The organism is Microbispora sp. H10949 (assembly GCF_014161435.1).
Taxonomy (GTDB): Bacteria; Actinomycetota; Actinomycetes; order Streptosporangiales; family Streptosporangiaceae; genus Microbispora; species Microbispora triticiradicis.
Window position 1 is genome coordinate 36,203 of the sequence record NZ_JABBWZ010000010.1, and the last position, 15,558, is coordinate 51,760.

Genomic DNA, 15,558 nt, shown 5'->3' on the forward strand with positions numbered 1-15,558 from the left:
GGGCCTCTCGGCTCACCCGACATGGCCGACGTCCGCTTTCCACCTATTGGCCCCCCTATTGACACCGGACGCGGGTGACCTCAGTGTGTTGCGCATAGCGCTAGGAGTTTCGGCTTACACAACTGTGCCGACCTACAACCAAGGACGCCGATGATTCCTGTGTGTCCCCTCCGGTCCCTGCCGCGGGGAGAGGCGTTCCGCCTGGACGCCGAGCCGCCGATCGCGGTCTTCCACACGGAGGACGGGGAGATCTACGCCGTCGACGACACCTGCACGCATCAGGACGCCTCACTGGCGGACGGCTGGCTGGAGGGGTGCGAGGTCGAGTGCCCCCTGCACGCCTCGCGCTTCGACCTGCGGACGGGCAAGGTGGACAGTCCTCCCGCCAAGCTGCCGGTGCGGACGCACACGGTGGTCGTGGAGGACGACACGATCTACGTGATCCCGTCGCGGGAGCCGCAGCCGTGAGCCTGCCGCCCAGTCTGCCGCCCAGTCTGATCGCCACCCTGCCGGGCGCGTCCTACACCGACCCGGAAGTCTTCGCGCGGGAGTGCGAGCGCGTCTTCGAGGCGATGTGGTTCTGCGCCGTACGGGCCTCGGACCTGCCGAAGCCCGGGGCGTTCCGGACCGTGCAGGTCGGCGCCGAGAGCATCCTGGTCACCCGGGCGCGGGACGGCTCGATCCGCGCCTTCTACAACGTCTGCCGTCACCGCGGCGCGCGGCTGCGCACGGAGGAGTCCGGCGAGGCCAGGCGGGCCTTCCAGTGCCCGTACCACGCGTGGACGTACGACTTCGACGGCAGGCTGATCGCGGCCCCCAACCTCACCAAGATGCCCGACCTCGACCGGGTCGAGTACGGCCTGGTGAACGTGGCGGTGCGGGAGTGGCTGGGCTACGTGTGGGTCTGCCTGGCCGACGAGCCGCCCTCGTTCGAGGAGGACGTGCTCGGCGAGGTGCGCACCCGGCTCGGCGACGTGGCCTCCCTCGACAACTACGACGTCGCCAACCTGGCGCTCGGCCGCAGGATCCGGTACGACGTCGCGGCGAACTGGAAGCTCATCGTCGAGAACTTCATGGAGTGCTACCACTGCGCGACCATCCACCCGGAGCTGACCGAGGTGCTGCCGGAGTTCGCCGGCGGCTACGCGGCGCAGTACTACGTGGGCCACGGCGCGTCGTTCGGCGAGGAGATCCGGGGGTTCACGGTCGACGGCTCCGAGGGGCTCGACCGGATCCCGGGCATCCGGGAGGACCAGGACCGGCGCTACTACGCGATCACCATCAAGCCGCAGGTCTTCGTCAACATGGTGCCCGACCACGTGATCGTGCACCGGATGTTCCCGCTCGCGGCGGACCGGACGGTCGTGGAGTGCGACTGGCTGTACCTGCCGGAGGTCGTGGCGGCAGGCAAGGACGTCAGCCGCTCGGTGGAGCTGTTCCACCGGGTCAACGAGCAGGACTTCGAGGCCTGCGAGCGCACGCAGCCGTCGATGAGCTCCCGCACGTACGCCCGGGGCGGGGTGCTGGTGCCGAGCGAGCACCACATCGGCCTGTTCCATGATTGGGTACGCGGCAGGCTGAGTGAGGTCGGAGGAGATGCAGGGTGACGCGTAAGGCGCCTCGGGAGGACGTCGGAGACGAGCGGCTGGAGATCGGCTCGCCCAAGACATGGGCGGGCGGGGTCCCGGCGGTCGGCCACGCGCTGGGCACGGCGTACCGCCAGATGGGTGCGGGGCGGACGCTGCTGACTCTGCTCCGGGTCAACCAGAAGACCGGCTTCGACTGCCCGGGGTGCGCCTGGCCGGAGGGCGACGGACACCGCAGCCCCGCCGAGTTCTGCGAGAACGGCGCCAAGGCGGTGGCCGAGGAGGCGACGGTCCGCCGGGTCACCCGGGACTTCTTCGCCGAGCATCCGGTGGACGAGCTGGCCCGGCGCAGCGACTACTGGCTGGGCCAGCAGGGCCGGCTCACCGAGCCGATGTACAAGCCGGCCGGTTCGGACCGTTACGAGCCCATCTCGTGGCAGGACGCCTTCGGCGTCGTCGCGCGCGAGCTGCGCGCGCTCGACCACCCCGATCAGGCGGTCTTCTACACCTCCGGCCGCACGTCCAACGAGGCCGCCTTCGCCTACCAGCTCCTCGTCCGCCGGTTCGGCACCAACAACCTGCCCGACTGCTCCAACATGTGCCACGAGTCGAGCGGCTCGGCGCTGACCGAGACGCTCGGCATCGGCAAGGGCACGGTGCTGCTCGACGACCTGCACCGGGCCGACCTGATCTTCGTGGTGGGCCAGAACCCGGGCACCAACCATCCGCGCATGCTCACCGCGCTGGAACGGGCGAAGCGGGGCGGCGCGCGGATCGTGTCGGTGAACCCGCTGCCGGAGGCCGGGCTGCTGCGGTTCAGGAACCCGCAGAAGGCCTCCGGCCTCGCCGGGACCGGGACGGCGTTGTCCGACCGGTTCCTGCAGATCCGCCTCGGGGGCGATCTGGCGCTGTTCCAGGCGCTGTCGCTGCTCCTGCTGGAGGCCGAGGACGCCGCGCCCGGCACGGTGGTGGACCGCGAGTTCGTCGAGGCGCACACGCACGGCTTCGAAGACTGGGAGAAGCACCTGCGCGGGCGCGACGGTGCCGGTCCGGACTGGGCCGAGGTGATCGAGGCGACCGGGCTGACCCGCGCCGAGATCGAGGAGACGGCCCGCGACGTGCTCGCCGCCCGCTCGGTCGTGGTCTGCTGGGCGATGGGCCTCACGCAGCACCGCAAATCGGTCCCGACGATCAGGGAGGTCGTCAACTTCCTGCTGCTGCGCGGCAACGTCGGGCGTCCCGGCGCTGGCGTGTGTCCCGTACGCGGGCACTCCAACGTGCAGGGCGACCGGACGATGGGCATCTACGAGAAGCCCAAGCCGGAGTTCCTCGACGCGTTGGAGGAGGAGTTCGGCTTCCCGCCGCCGCGCGAGCACGGCCACGACACCGTGGAGGCCATCCGGGCCATGCGGGACGGGGACGCCCGGGTGTTCTTCGCCATGGGCGGCAACTTCGTCTCGGCGACGCCGGACACCGCCGCGACCGAGGCGGCCCTGCGCCGCTGCCGGCTCACCGTGCAGGTGTCGACCAAGCTGAACCGGTCGCACGCCGTGTGCGGCGAGCAGGCGCTGATCCTGCCCACGCTCGGCCGTACCGAGCGGGACGTCCAGGCCGGTGGCGAGCAGTTCGTCACGGTCGAGGACTCGATGGGCATGGTGCACGCCTCGCGCGGCCGGCTCCGCCCCGCGTCGGACGTGCTGCTGTCGGAGGTGGCGATCGTGTGCCGGCTGGCCCGCGAGCTGTTCGGCGACGACCCGCACGTGCCGTGGGCCGAGTTCGAGGCCGGCTACGACGCGATCAGGGAGCGCATCGAGCGGGTCGTGCCCGGGTTCGACGACTTCAACGCGAGGGTGCGCGGGCCGGGCGGCTTCGCGCTGCCGAACTCGCCGCGCGACGAGCGCCGCTTCCCCACGGCCACGGGAAAGGCGAACTTCACGGTGAACGCGCTGGAGGTGCTGCGGGTGCCGCGGGGCCGCCTCCTGCTGCAGACGATCCGCAGCCACGACCAGTACAACACCACGATCTACGGCCTGGACGACCGCTACCGCGGCATCAGGAACGGGCGGCGGGTGATCTTCGTCCACGCCGACGACCTGGCCGAGCGCGGGCTAGCGGACGGCGACATGCTGGACATCATCAGCGAGTGGGCGGACGGCGAGCGGGTGGCCGAGGGGTTCCGCGCGGTCGCCTATCCGACGGCGCGGGGCTGCTGCGCGGCGTACTTCCCGGAGACGAACGTGCTGGTGCCCCTGGACTCGGTGGCGGAGACGTCGAACACGCCCACCTCCAAGAGCGTCGTCGTACGGCTGCGCCGTGCGGCGGAAGACGCGGCGGGAGGCCCGGCGGAAGGGCCGGCTGGGGAGACGGCTACCCGCCGAGGCGGTGGCTGATCTCCTCGGCGCCCCGCAGCAGGACGGGGGCCGTCTCACGCATGCGCTCCTCGCTGAAGCGGTAGGCGGGCCCGGACGCGCTGACCGCCGCCACGACCTCGCCCCGGAAGGAGCGCACCGGGGCGGCGATCGCGTTCAGGCCCACCTCCAGCTCCTCCAGCGAAAGGGCGTAGCCGCGCTCGCGCACCCCGGCCAGTTCGCGTTCGAGGGCCTCCACGGAGGTCACCGTGCCGGGCGTGTATCGCTCCAGGCCGGCCGCGCGCAGCAGGTCCTCGCGGTGCCGCCGGTCGAGATGGGCCAGCAGGACCTTCCCGCTCGACGTCGCGTGCAGGGGCGTGAGCTGGCCCACCCAGTTGTGCGCGGTGACGGCGGCGGGGCCGCGCACCTGGTCGAGGTTGACCGCGTAGTGCGACCGCAGGACGGCGATGTTCACCGTCTCGCCGATCTCCTCGGCGAGCCGCCGGCAGACGGGCCTGCTCCGCTGCGTCACGTCCATCCGCATGGAGACGCTCCCGGCGAGGCGGACGAGGCCGAAGCCGAGGCGGTACTTGCCGCGGTCCTCGGCCTGCTCGACCAGCCCGCGTGCCTCCAGCGCGCCCAGCAGCCGGAACGCGGTCGACTTGTGCACCTCGATCTCGGCCGCGAGTTCGGTGACCCCGGCCTCCCCGCGCCTGGCGAGGATCTCCATGATGCTGACCGCCCGGTCCACGGACTGCACGCCGCCACCGGAGGCCTCGGACCTGGCGGCGGAAGCGTCGTTGCTCACAGCCGAGACTGTAGCGCTTCACCCGGAACGGCCAGCGATCATGACGATACGATTTGCACTAAACCTCCCCTTTTAGGCGGTCCCCGTACGGACGCGAGTGAGACGAGGGCAGATTGACCGCTCAGCAGTACGACTTCGTCATCGTCGGTGGCGGTTCCGCGGGCAGCGCGCTGGCGAACCGGCTGTCGGCCGACCCGTCCACCCGGGTGCTGGTCCTGGAGGCGGGCCGTCCCGACTACCTGTGGGACGTGTTCATCCACATGCCGGCCGCGCTGACCTTCCCGATCGGCAGCCGCTTCTACGACTGGAAGTACGAGTCGGAGCCCGAGCCGTTCATGCACGGCCGCCGGATCTACCACGCCAGGGGGAAGGTGCTCGGCGGGTCGAGCAGCATCAACGGGATGATCTTCCAGCGGGGCAACCCGATGGACTACGAGCGCTGGGGCGCCGATCCCGGGATGAAGAACTGGGACTACGCGCACTGCCTGCCGTACTTCAGGCGGATGGAGAACTGCCTGGCGGCGGACCCGGACGATCCCCGGCGCGGGCACGACGGGCCGCTCGTGCTGGAGCGGGGCCCGGCGGCGAGCCCGCTGTTCCCGGCCTTCTTCGAGGCCGTGCAGCAGGCGGGCTACCCGCTCACGGACGACGTGAACGGCTACCGCCAGGAGGGCTTCGCCCGCTTCGACCGCAACATCCGGCGCGGCCGCCGCCTGTCGGCCGCCCGCGCCTACCTCCACCCGGTGCGGAAGCGGCCGAACCTGGAGATCAGGACCAGGGCGTACGTCACGAGGATCGTGTTCGAGGGGAGACGGGCGGTCGGGGTCGAGTGCGACGGGCAGGTCATCCGGGCGGGCGAGGTCGTGCTGTGCGGCGGCGCGATCAACACCCCGCAACTGCTCCAGCTCTCGGGCGTGGGCAACGCCGCCGAACTGCGGGCCCTCGGCGTGGAGGTGGTCCACGACCTGCCCGGCGTGGGGGAGAACCTCCAGGACCACCTGGAGGTCTACGTCCAGCACGCCTGTAAGCGGCCGGTGTCCATGCAGCCGTACCTCAAGTGGCGGCACCGGCCGTGGATCGGTGCGCAGTGGCTGTTCCTGCGCTCCGGGCCGGGCGCGACCAACCACTTCGAGGCGGGCGGCTTCGTGCGGAGCAACGAGGACGTGGCCTACCCGAACCTGATGTTCCACTTCCTGCCCATCGCGGTGCGCTACGACGGCAGCTCCCCGGCCGGCGGGCACGGCTACCAGGTGCACGTCGGGCCGATGTACTCCGACGCCCGCGGCAGCGTGAAGATCAAGAGCGCCGACCCGGGGGTGAAGCCCGCCCTGCGGTTCAACTACCTGTCCACCGAGCAGGACCGGCGGGAGTGGGTCGAGGCCATCAGGGTCACCCGCGCGATCCTGGGCCAGCCGGCCCTCCAGGAGTTCAGCGCCGGCGAGATCTCCCCCGGGCCGTCGGTCGCGACGGACGAGCAGATCCTCGACTGGGTCGCCAGGGACGGCGAGACGGCCCTCCACCCGTCCTGCACCGCCAGGATGGGCGTGGACGAGATGTCGGTGGTGGACCCCGACAGCATGCGCGTGCACGGCCTGGAGGGCCTGCGGGTGGTGGACGCCTCGGTCATGCCGTACGTCACGAACGGCAACATCTACGCCCCGGTGATGATGGTCGCCGAGAAGGCGGCCGACCTGATCCTCGGCAACACCCCCCTCCCGCCCGCCGAGGCCGGCTTCTACCGTCACACGCCAGGGATCACGCCTTGACGGAGCCCGTGTCTGGGATCGATTCTGTTCCTCGATAAGCAAACAGGTGCGTATTACGCAACGACTGTGATCGGAAGGCGCTGCCCGTGGCGGACCTCTTCATCGGTGGCGCCTGGACCGACGCCGTCGCAGGCGGACGCCGTACGATCCGATGCCCCGCCGACGGCTCGGTCGTCGCGACCGTCGCGGAGGCCGGCCGCGCCGACACCGAGGCCGCGATCGCGGCGGCGCGGCACGCGTTCGACGCGGGCCCCTGGCCGCGTACGCCCGCGGGTGAACGGGGACGGCTGCTCCTGCGGACGGCCGATCTGATCGAGCGCGACAGGGCGTCGATCGCGCGGGCCGAGTCGCTGGACACGGGCAAGCGGCTCGCCGAGAGCGAGTACGACGTGGACGACGTCGTCCGGTGCTTCCGCTACTTCGGCGGCATCGCCGGCACCGACGCGGGCCGGGTGATCGACACCGGCAGGGCCGACGCGGTCAGCCGGGTGGTCCACGAGCCGCTCGGCGTGTGCGGGCTCATCACCCCCTGGAACTACCCCCTGCTGCAGACCTCCTGGAAGGTCGCGCCCGCGCTCGCCGCGGGCGACACCTTCGTGCTGAAGCCGAGCGAGCTCACCCCCAGTACGGCCGTCCTGCTGATGCGGCTGCTGGAGGAGGCGGGCCTGCCCCCGGGCGTGGCCAACCTCGTGCTCGGCGCGGGCCCGGAGGCCGGGGCGCCGCTCGCCGAGCACCCGGACGTCGACATGGTGTCGTTCACCGGCGGCCTCGCGACCGGGCGGCGGGTGATGGCCTCGGCGGCGGCGACCGTGAAACGGGTCGCGCTGGAACTCGGCGGCAAGAACCCCAACATCGTCTTCGCCGACGCCGACTTCGAGACCGCGGTCGACTTCGCGCTGACCGCGGTCTTTCTGCACTCGGGCCAGGTCTGCTCGGCCGGCGCCCGCCTGCTGGTGGAGGACCCGATCCACGACGCCTTCGTGGCCGAGGTCGCCCGCCGGGCCGAGGACATCCGGCTGGGCGGGCCGTTCGACCCCGAGGCGGAGACCGGTCCGCTGATCTCCGCCGCGCACCTGGCCAAGGTGGAGGCGTACGTCGAGGCCGGTCTCGCCGAGGGTGCGAAGCTCCGCTGCGGCGGGCGGCGGCCGGACGAGCCGGAGCTGGCCGGCGGGTTCTACTACCGCCCCACCGTGCTCGACGGATGCCACCGGGAGATGCGCGTGGTCAGGGAGGAGTCGTTCGGGCCGGTCCTCACCGTGGAGCGCTTCTCCGGCGAGGACGAGGCGGTCGCCCTGGGCAACGACACCGACTACGGCCTCGCGGGCGCCGTCTGGACGCGGGACGCGGGTAAGGCGCAGCGGGTGGCCGCCCGGCTGCGGCACGGGACGGTGTGGATCAACGACTACCACCCGTACGTGCCGCAGGCGGAGTGGGGCGGCTTCAAGCAGTCCGGGGTGGGCCGCGAGCTCGGCCCCACGGGCCTGGACGAGTACCGCGAGATCAAGCACGTGTGGCAGAACACCGATCCCCGTCCCCAGCACTGGTTCAGGCCGCGCGACGCCGGCCGAGGAGCGTGAACATGGAACACGTGACCACGACGGGCCCGCGCGTCGTCGTCATCGGGGCCGGCGTCGTCGGCGCGGCGCTCGCCGACGAACTGTCGGCCCGCGGCTGGACGGACGTCACGGTGGTCGACCAGGGCCCGGTGCCCGCGACCGGCGGCTCCTCCTCGCACGCGCCCGGCCTGGTCTTCCAGATCAACGGGTCGAAGACCATGACCCGGATGGCGCGCTACACCGTCGAGAAGCTCAGCTCGCTCGACCTCGACGGCGAGCCCTGCTTCCTCCAGGTCGGCGGCCTGGAGGTGGCCACCACCCCCGAGCGGCTCGCCGAGCTGCACCGGCGGCACGGCTGGGCCACCTCCTGGGGTGTCGAATCGCGCCTGCTCACCTCCGCCGAATGCGCGGAGCTCTTTCCCCTGCTCGACCCCGGCGTCGTGCTCGGCGGTCTCCACATCCCCACCGACGGGATCGCCAAGGCCGTACGCGCGGTCGAGGCGCAGCTGCGCCGGGCCAGGTCGCGCGGCGTACGGGTGCTGGAGCGGCGCGAGGTGCTGGACATCCGCATCGAGGACGGCCGGGTGGCCGCGGTCGTGACCGGCCAGGGCGAGATCGCGGCGGACGTCGTGGTGTGCTGCGCCGGCATCTGGGGGCCGAAGGTCGCCGCGATGGCGGGCATGCAGCTGCCGCTCACTCCCCTCGCCCACCAGCTCGCCTGGACCGGGCCGGTGCCCGGCCTGGAAGGACACACCGAGGAGGCGACGCTGCCGATCCTGCGGCACCAGGACGCCGACCTCTACTACCGACAGCGCTCCGGCGGCGTCGGCGTCGGCTACTACGGCCACCGGCCGATGCCGGTCCGGCCCGAGGACCTGCTGCCGGTGGACGAGGCCGAGGTGATGCCGTCGGTGCTCGCCTTCACTCCCGAGGACTTCGAGGACGCCTGGACCGAGACCCGGCGGCTGCTGCCCGGCACCCGCGCGGCGGAGATCGACGAGGGCATCAACGGGATCTTCTCTTTCACTCAAGATCACCTTCCCCTTATGGGCGAGTCGCCCGACGTGAAGGGCTTCTGGGTCGCCGAGGCGGTCTGGGTGACCCACTCCGCCGGGGTCGCCAGGGCGATGGCCGAGTGGCTGGTCGACGGCCACTGCTCGTCCTTCGACCTGCACGAGTGCGACGTCAACCGGTTCGAGCCGCACCAGCTCGCGCCCGACTACGTGCTGGCCCGCGGCTGTCGGAACTTCGTCGAGGTCTACGACATCATCCACCCGCTCCAGCCGATGGAGGAGCCGCGGCCGCTGCGCCTCAGCCCCTTCCACGCCCGGCAGCGCGAGCTGGACGCGTACTTCCTCGAGGCGTCCGGCTGGGAACGGCCGCAGTGGTACGGCGCCAACGCCCGCCTGCTGGAGGGCGGGGACATCCCGGCGCCCGGCGACTGGGCCGCCCGCTACTGGTCGCCGATCGTCGGCGCGGAGGCCCGGGCGTCCCGAGAGACCGTCGCGTTGTACGACATGACCGCGCTGAAACGCCTGGAGGTCGCCGGCCCCGGCGCCCTCGCCTTCCTCCAGCGGCTGACGACCGGCCAGATGGACAAGTCGGTCGGCTCGGTGACCTACTGCCTGCTGCTCGACGTGGACGGCGGCATCCGCAGCGACGTCACCGTCGCCCGGCTGGGCCGCGACACGTTCCAGGTCGGCGCGAACGGCAACCTCGACCTGGACTGGCTCCACCGCCACCTGCCGGAGGACGGGTCCGTCGTGGTCCGCGACATCACCGCCGGCACCTGCTGCCTCGGCGTCTGGGGGCCGCGCGCCCGCGACCTCGTACAGCCGCTGACCGGCGCCGACTTCTCCAACCAGGGCTTCCGCTACTTCAGGGCCAAGAAGGCGTACGTCGGCGCCGTGCCGGTCACCGCGCTGCGGCTGTCGTACATCGGCGAGCTGGGCTGGGAGCTCTACACCACCGCCGACCTCGGCGCGAAGCTGTGGGACACGCTGTGGGAGGTCGGGCAGGAGCACGGGATCATCGCCGGCGGGCGCGGCGCGTTCGCCAGCCTCCGGCTGGAGAAGGGCTACCGGTCCTTCGGCACCGACATGACCTTCGAGCACGACCCGTACGAGGCCGGGCTCGGGTTCGCCGTCAGGATGGACAAGGGCGACTTCGTCGGCCGCGCGGCGCTGGAGCGGCGCAGGGAGAACGTGCGCCGCCGCCTCACCTGCCTGACCATCGACGACCCCGCCCAGGTGGTCATGGGCAGAGAGCCGGTGTACGACGGCGACACGGGCGTCGGCTACGTCACCAGCGCGGCCTTCGGTTACACGATCGGCAAGGGCATCGCCTACGCCTGGCTGCCCGCCGCGCTGGCCACGCCCGGCCGGACGCTGGAGATCGGCTACTTCGACCGCCGGGTGACCGCCGTGGTCGCCGAGGAGCCCCTGTTCGACCCCGCGATGGAACGACTGCGCGGGACCGGGGAGGCCCGATGAACCCCCTGCCCGATTCCCTGCCTGACCACCCCGACCGGCTGTGGCGCTCCGCCGAGCCCAAGCGGTCGTACGACGTGGTGATCGTCGGCGGCGGCGGCCACGGGCTCGCCACGGCGTACTACCTCGCCAAGAACCACGGGATCACCGACGTCGCGGTGCTGGAGCGCGGCTGGCTCGCGGGCGGCAACATGGCCCGCAACACCACCATCATCCGGTCGAACTACCTGTGGGACGAGAGCGCGGGCATCTACGAGCACGCGCTGAAGCTGTGGGAGGGCCTGGAGGAGGACCTCGGCTATCCGCTGCTGTTCAGCCAGCGCGGCGTGCTCAACCTCGCGCACAGTCTTCAGGACGTCCGCGAGAGCGTGCGCCGGGTCAACGCCAACCGGCTCAACGGCGTCGACGCCGAGTGGCTGACGCCGGAGCAGGTCAAGGAGGTCTGCCCGATCGTCGAGATCTCTCCGGACGTGCGCTACCCGGTGCTCGGCGCCACCTTCCAGCCGAGGGCCGGGATCGCCAAGCACGACTACGTCGCCTGGGGCTTCGCCAGGGCGGCGGCGGACCTCGGGGTCGACCTGATCGAGCACTGCGAGGTGACCGGCCTCGACGTGCGCGACGGCCGGGTGACCGGGGTGCGGACCACCCGCGGCCCGATCGCCGCGAAGAAGGTCGCGCTGGCCGCCGCCGGACACTCCTCGGTGGTCGCCGGGTTCGCGGGCGTGCCGCTGCCGCTGCAGAGCCACCCGTTGCAGGCGCTGGTGTCGGAACTGCTCGAACCGGTGCACCCCACCGTGGTCATGTCGAACGCCGTCCACGTGTACGTCAGCCAGGCGCACAAGGGCGAACTGGTCATGGGCGCCGGAATCGACACGGCCAACTCCTACCGGCAGCGCGGGGCGTTCCACATCATCGAGCGGCAGATGGCGGCCGCGCTGGAGCTGTTCCCGGTCTTCGCCCGCGCGCACGTGCTGCGCACCTGGGGCGGCGTCGTGGACGTCACCCCCGACGCCTCACCCGTCGTCGGGCTCACCCCGGTCGAGGACCTCTACGTGAACTGCGGATGGGGCACCGGCGGGTTCAAGGCCACGCCTGGTGTCGGCTGGTGCTACGCGCACACCGTGGCGACCGGCGAGCCGCACCCGCTCAACGCCCCCTTCTCGCTCGACCGGTTCACCACCGGCAGGCTCGTCGACGAGCACGGCGCCGCCGCCGTCGCCCACTGACTTTCGGAGTGCTGATGCTGCTGATCGCCTGCCCGTGGTGCGGGCCGCGGGACGAGGCCGAGTTCCACTACGGAGGGCAGGCGCACGTCGCCCATCCGGAGGACCCGGCCGTCCTCTCCGACGAGGAGTGGGCCCGCTACCTGTTCTTCCGTGACAATCCCAAGGGCCTGTTCGCGGAGCGGTGGAGCCACGCGGCCGGGTGCCGCCGCTGGTTCAACGCCGTACGGGACACCGCCACCAACGAGATCCACGCCGTCTACCGGGCCGGCGAGCCGCGGCCGGTGATCACATGAGCGGCCGGCCGTACCGCCGCGAGGGTGTGACCGGGCGGGTCCTGCGCTTCCGGTTCGACGGCCGCGACCTCGAAGGCCTGGCGGGCGACACGCTGGCTTCGGCGCTGCTGGCCAACGGCGTGCGCACGGTCGCGAGCAGCGTCAGGCTCGGCCGCCCGCGCGGCGTCTACGCCGCGGGCTGCGAGGAGCCCAACGCGGTCGTCCAGATCGAGGAGCCGTTCCCCGAGCCGATGCTCACGGCCACGACCGTCGAGTTGTACGACGGCCTGGTCGCCACCGGGCTCCCGGGGCGGGGAAGGCTGGCCGACCGGCCCGACCCGGCGCGGTACGACGCCGTCCACGCGCACTGCGACGTGCTCGTGGTGGGCGCGGGACCGGCCGGCATCGCCGCCGCGAGTGTGGCCGCGCGGGCCGGTGCGCGGGTCATTCTCGCCGACGAGCGGCCCGAGCCGGGCGGCAGCCTGCTCGGCACGACCGAGACGGTGGACGGCCGGCCGGGCCGTGCGTGGGCGTCCGCCGAGATCGCCGCGCTGGCCGCCCTGCCGGAGACGCGCGTGCTGCGCCGCACCACCGTCATCGGCCACTACGACGACAACTACGTCGTCGCGCTCGAGCGGCGGACCAACCACCTCGGCGCGGCGGCCCCGCCCGGCATGGCGCGCGAACGCGTCTGGCGGATCCGCGCGAAGCGTGTGGTGCTGGCCACCGGCGGGCACGAGCGGTTCGTCGCCTTCGCCGGGAACGACCTGCCCGGCGTCATGCTGGCCGGCGCCGCCCGCACCTACGTCAACCAGTACGGCGTGCTGCCCGGCCGCCGGGCGGTCGTGTTCACCACCAACGACACGGCCTACGCGGCGGCGCTCGACCTCGCCGACGCCGGGATCGAGATCGCCGCCGTGGCCGACGTACGGCGGGAACCGGGCGGTATGGGGGCGGACCGGGTGTGGGCGGACCGGTGCGCGGAACGCGGCATCGAGGTCCTCACCGGGCACGTGGTGACGGCGGCGCAGGGCGAGGGCGAGGTCACCGGGGCCGAGATCGCCCCCCGCTCCGGCCACGGGACCAGGGAGGTCGCCGCCGACCTGCTGCTCGTGTCCGGCGGCTGGACGCCGGTGGCGCACCTGTTCAGCCAGGCCGGGGGCACCCTGCGGTACGACGAGGGGCTGGGCGCGTTCGTCCCCGGCGAGACCCGTCAGGCGGCCGAGGCCGCCGGGTTCGCCGCCGGCGTGACGACGCTGCGCGACTGCCTGGCGGACGGCGCCGAGGCGGGCCGCCGCGCGCTGGCCGCCCTCGGGTTCGGTGCGCCTGGGGTTGCTGTGCCGGTGGTGGAGGAGGAGCCCGCCGCCGCGCCCGCCGAGCATCTGTGGCTGGTGGAGTCGGGCGACTACGGCACCCACTTCGTGGACCTGCAGCGTGACGTGACGGTGGCGGAGGTGCTGCGCGCGACCGGAGCGGGCCTCACCTCGGTCGAGCACGTCAAGCGCTACACAACCGCGGGCACGGCCCACGACCAGGGCAAGACCTCCGGCCTGCTGACCAGCGGCGTCGTGGCGCACGCCCTCGGCGTCGACGTCGCCGGGCTCGGGACCACGACGTTCCGCGCGCCGTACACGCCGGTCTCGTTCGCCGCGCTGGCGGGCCGCGACCGAGGGCCCCTGCACGACCCGGTGCGCGTCACCGCCGTGCACGAGTGGCACGTGGCGCGCGGCGCGCTGTTCGAGAACGTCGGGCAGTGGAAGCGGCCCTGGTACTACCCCCGGCCCGGTGAGGACATGGGCGCCGCGGTGCTGCGCGAGTGCGCCGCCGTACGGGAGGGCGTGGGCGCGATGGACGCCTCCACACTCGGCAAGATCGACGTGGTCGGCCCCGACGCGGGGGTGTTCCTGGACCGGCTCTACACGAACATGATGAGCACCCTCAAGGTCGGCTCCATCCGCTATGGCGTCATGTGCCGCCCCGACGGCATGGTCTTCGACGACGGCACCGCCATCCGCCTGGCGGACGACCACTACCTCGTCACCACGACCACCGGCAACGCGGCGGCGGTGCTCGACTGGATGGAGGAGTGGCTGCAGACCGAGTGGCCGGACCTGCGGGTCCGCTGCACCTCGGTCACCGAGCAGTGGGCGACGGTCGCGCTCGCCGGGCCGCGCTCCCGCGAGGTGCTCGCGGCCCTCGCCCCCGGCCTCGCCGTCGGCAACGCCGACTTCCCCTTCATGACCTGGCGGGACGCCGAGGTCGCCGGGATCGAGGCGCGGGTCTGCCAGATCAGCTTTTCCGGCGAACTGGCCTACGAGATCAACGTCTCGTCCTGGTACGGGCTCGCCCTGTGGGAGGCGGTCATGGCGTCCGGCGAGGTCACGCCGTACGGCACCGAGACCATGCACGTGCTGCGGGCGGAGAAGGGATACCCCATCGTCGGCCAGGACACCGACGGCACGGTCACCCCGCAGGACCTCGGCATGGAGTGGATCGTCTCGAAGAAGAAGGCCGACTTCGTCGGCAGGCGGTCGTACGCGCGGGCGGACACGTCCCGGCCCGACCGCAGGCACCTGGTGGGCCTGCTGCCGGAGGACCCCGGCGTGCTGCTGCCCGAGGGCGCGCACCTCGTGTCGTCCCCGGCTCTGCCCGCGCCGCCGGTGCGGGCGCTCGGCTTCGTCACCTCCAGCTACCGCAGCGCCGCGCTCGGCCGGACGTTCGCGCTCGCGCTGGTCAGCGGCGGGCGCGGGCGCGTCGGCGAGCGGTTGTACGCGCCGGTCGGGGACGACCTGGTGCCCGTGACCGTGACCTCCCACGTCCTGTACGACCCGGAAGGAGCCCGCCGTGACGGCTGAGTCTGTGGCTGGGTCTGTGGCTGAATCCGCGATCGGGCGCAGGAGCCCGGCGGCGGCGTACGCCGCCAGGTTCGCGGCGGCGAGCGCGGGCGGCGCGATCCGCCTGGCGGAGATCCCCTTCCTCACGCACCTGAACGTGCGGGCCGACCCCGGGAGCCCGGCGGCGGAACGGATCGGGGCGGCTCTAGGAGTGCCGCTGCCGGTGGAGCCCGGCACGGTGACGGAGGGTGGCGGCCTGAGCGTGCTGTGGCTCGGGCCGGACGAGTGGCTGGTCGTCGGCCCCGACGGCGCCGCGCGGGAACTGACCGAGCGGATCCGGGACGCGGCGGCCGGCGAGCACGTCTCGGTCGTGGACGTGTCGGCGCAGCGCACGACCCTGGTGGTCGCCGGGGAGCGGGCGCGGGACGTGCTGGCGCACGGCTGCGCGCTCGACCTGCACCCCCGGGTGTTCGGCCCCGGCCGGTGCGCGCAGACCCCGCTGGCCAGGACCGGGGTCGTCCTGGTCGCCGTGGAGGACGGCTTTCACGTGCTCGTCCGCTCCTCCTTCGCGGCGTACGCGGCGGAGTGGCTGCTCGACGCGTCCGTCGAGTACGCGGCCGCCGAGTACAGGGGATGAAAGGCGGCTTCGCGACGTGACGTACCATCGAGGGCG

Annotated in this window: 11 protein-coding genes; 10 read left to right on the forward strand and 1 reads right to left on the reverse strand. The window is 72.5% G+C overall.

What is annotated here, in order from left to right:
• Positions 1 to 150 precede the first annotated feature (150 nt).
• The 3 genes from HHX40_RS25330 to HHX40_RS25340 are packed head-to-tail and all read left to right on the forward strand — an operon-like array spanning position 151 to position 3,976.
• Complete coding sequence (locus HHX40_RS25330) at positions 151 to 468, forward strand: bifunctional 3-phenylpropionate/cinnamic acid dioxygenase ferredoxin subunit (RefSeq protein ID WP_111699825.1); 318 nt, start codon at positions 151 to 153, stop codon at positions 466 to 468.
• A complete protein-coding gene (locus tag HHX40_RS25335) occupies positions 465 to 1,607 on the forward strand; it encodes an aromatic ring-hydroxylating dioxygenase subunit alpha (RefSeq protein WP_310738270.1) in 1,143 nt (380 codons plus the stop codon). The genes HHX40_RS25330 and HHX40_RS25335 overlap by 4 nt, the downstream gene beginning before the upstream one ends.
• On the forward strand, positions 1,604 to 3,976 hold the full coding sequence (locus tag HHX40_RS25340; RefSeq protein ID WP_182882613.1) for an FdhF/YdeP family oxidoreductase: 2,373 nt from the start codon (positions 1,604 to 1,606) through the stop codon (positions 3,974 to 3,976). The genes HHX40_RS25335 and HHX40_RS25340 overlap by 4 nt, the downstream gene beginning before the upstream one ends.
• Here HHX40_RS25340 and HHX40_RS25345 read toward each other — a convergent pair.
• Positions 3,954 to 4,742, reverse strand: a complete 789-nt coding sequence (locus HHX40_RS25345; RefSeq protein WP_310738271.1) for an IclR family transcriptional regulator — start codon at positions 4,740 to 4,742, stop codon at positions 3,954 to 3,956. The genes HHX40_RS25340 and HHX40_RS25345 overlap by 23 nt on opposite strands.
• Before the next feature lie 113 nt (positions 4,743 to 4,855).
• Here HHX40_RS25345 and betA point away from each other — a divergent pair, with 113 nt between their 5' ends.
• From betA to HHX40_RS25375, 7 genes are all read left to right on the forward strand, one after another.
• Positions 4,856 to 6,508: a choline dehydrogenase gene (betA, locus tag HHX40_RS25350; protein ID WP_182882614.1), complete on the forward strand. Its 1,653-nt coding sequence runs from the start codon at positions 4,856 to 4,858 to the stop codon at positions 6,506 to 6,508.
• Between the two features lie 86 nt (positions 6,509 to 6,594).
• Entirely contained in the window at positions 6,595 to 8,085 is a 1,491-nt protein-coding gene (locus HHX40_RS25355) for an aldehyde dehydrogenase family protein (protein WP_182882615.1), read from the forward strand.
• Between the two features lie 2 nt (positions 8,086 to 8,087).
• A complete protein-coding gene (locus HHX40_RS25360) occupies positions 8,088 to 10,556 on the forward strand; it encodes a GcvT family protein (protein WP_182882616.1) in 2,469 nt (822 codons plus the stop codon).
• Positions 10,553 to 11,779 (forward strand): sarcosine oxidase subunit beta family protein, encoded by a 1,227-nt coding sequence (locus HHX40_RS25365; protein ID WP_111699831.1) that lies wholly within the window; start codon positions 10,553 to 10,555, stop codon positions 11,777 to 11,779. The genes HHX40_RS25360 and HHX40_RS25365 overlap by 4 nt, the downstream gene beginning before the upstream one ends.
• Before the next feature lie 14 nt (positions 11,780 to 11,793).
• On the forward strand, positions 11,794 to 12,072 hold the full coding sequence (locus HHX40_RS36020; protein ID WP_220499582.1) for a sarcosine oxidase subunit delta: 279 nt from the start codon (positions 11,794 to 11,796) through the stop codon (positions 12,070 to 12,072).
• Positions 12,069 to 14,906 (forward strand): 2Fe-2S iron-sulfur cluster-binding protein, encoded by a 2,838-nt coding sequence (locus tag HHX40_RS25370; RefSeq protein ID WP_220499583.1) that lies wholly within the window; start codon positions 12,069 to 12,071, stop codon positions 14,904 to 14,906. Before HHX40_RS36020 ends, HHX40_RS25370 begins: the two co-directional genes overlap by 4 nt.
• 16 nt (positions 14,907 to 14,922) lie before the next feature.
• Positions 14,923 to 15,522 (forward strand): sarcosine oxidase subunit gamma, encoded by a 600-nt coding sequence (locus tag HHX40_RS25375; protein WP_182882617.1) that lies wholly within the window; start codon positions 14,923 to 14,925, stop codon positions 15,520 to 15,522.
• The last annotated feature ends 36 nt before the right edge of the window (positions 15,523 to 15,558 follow it).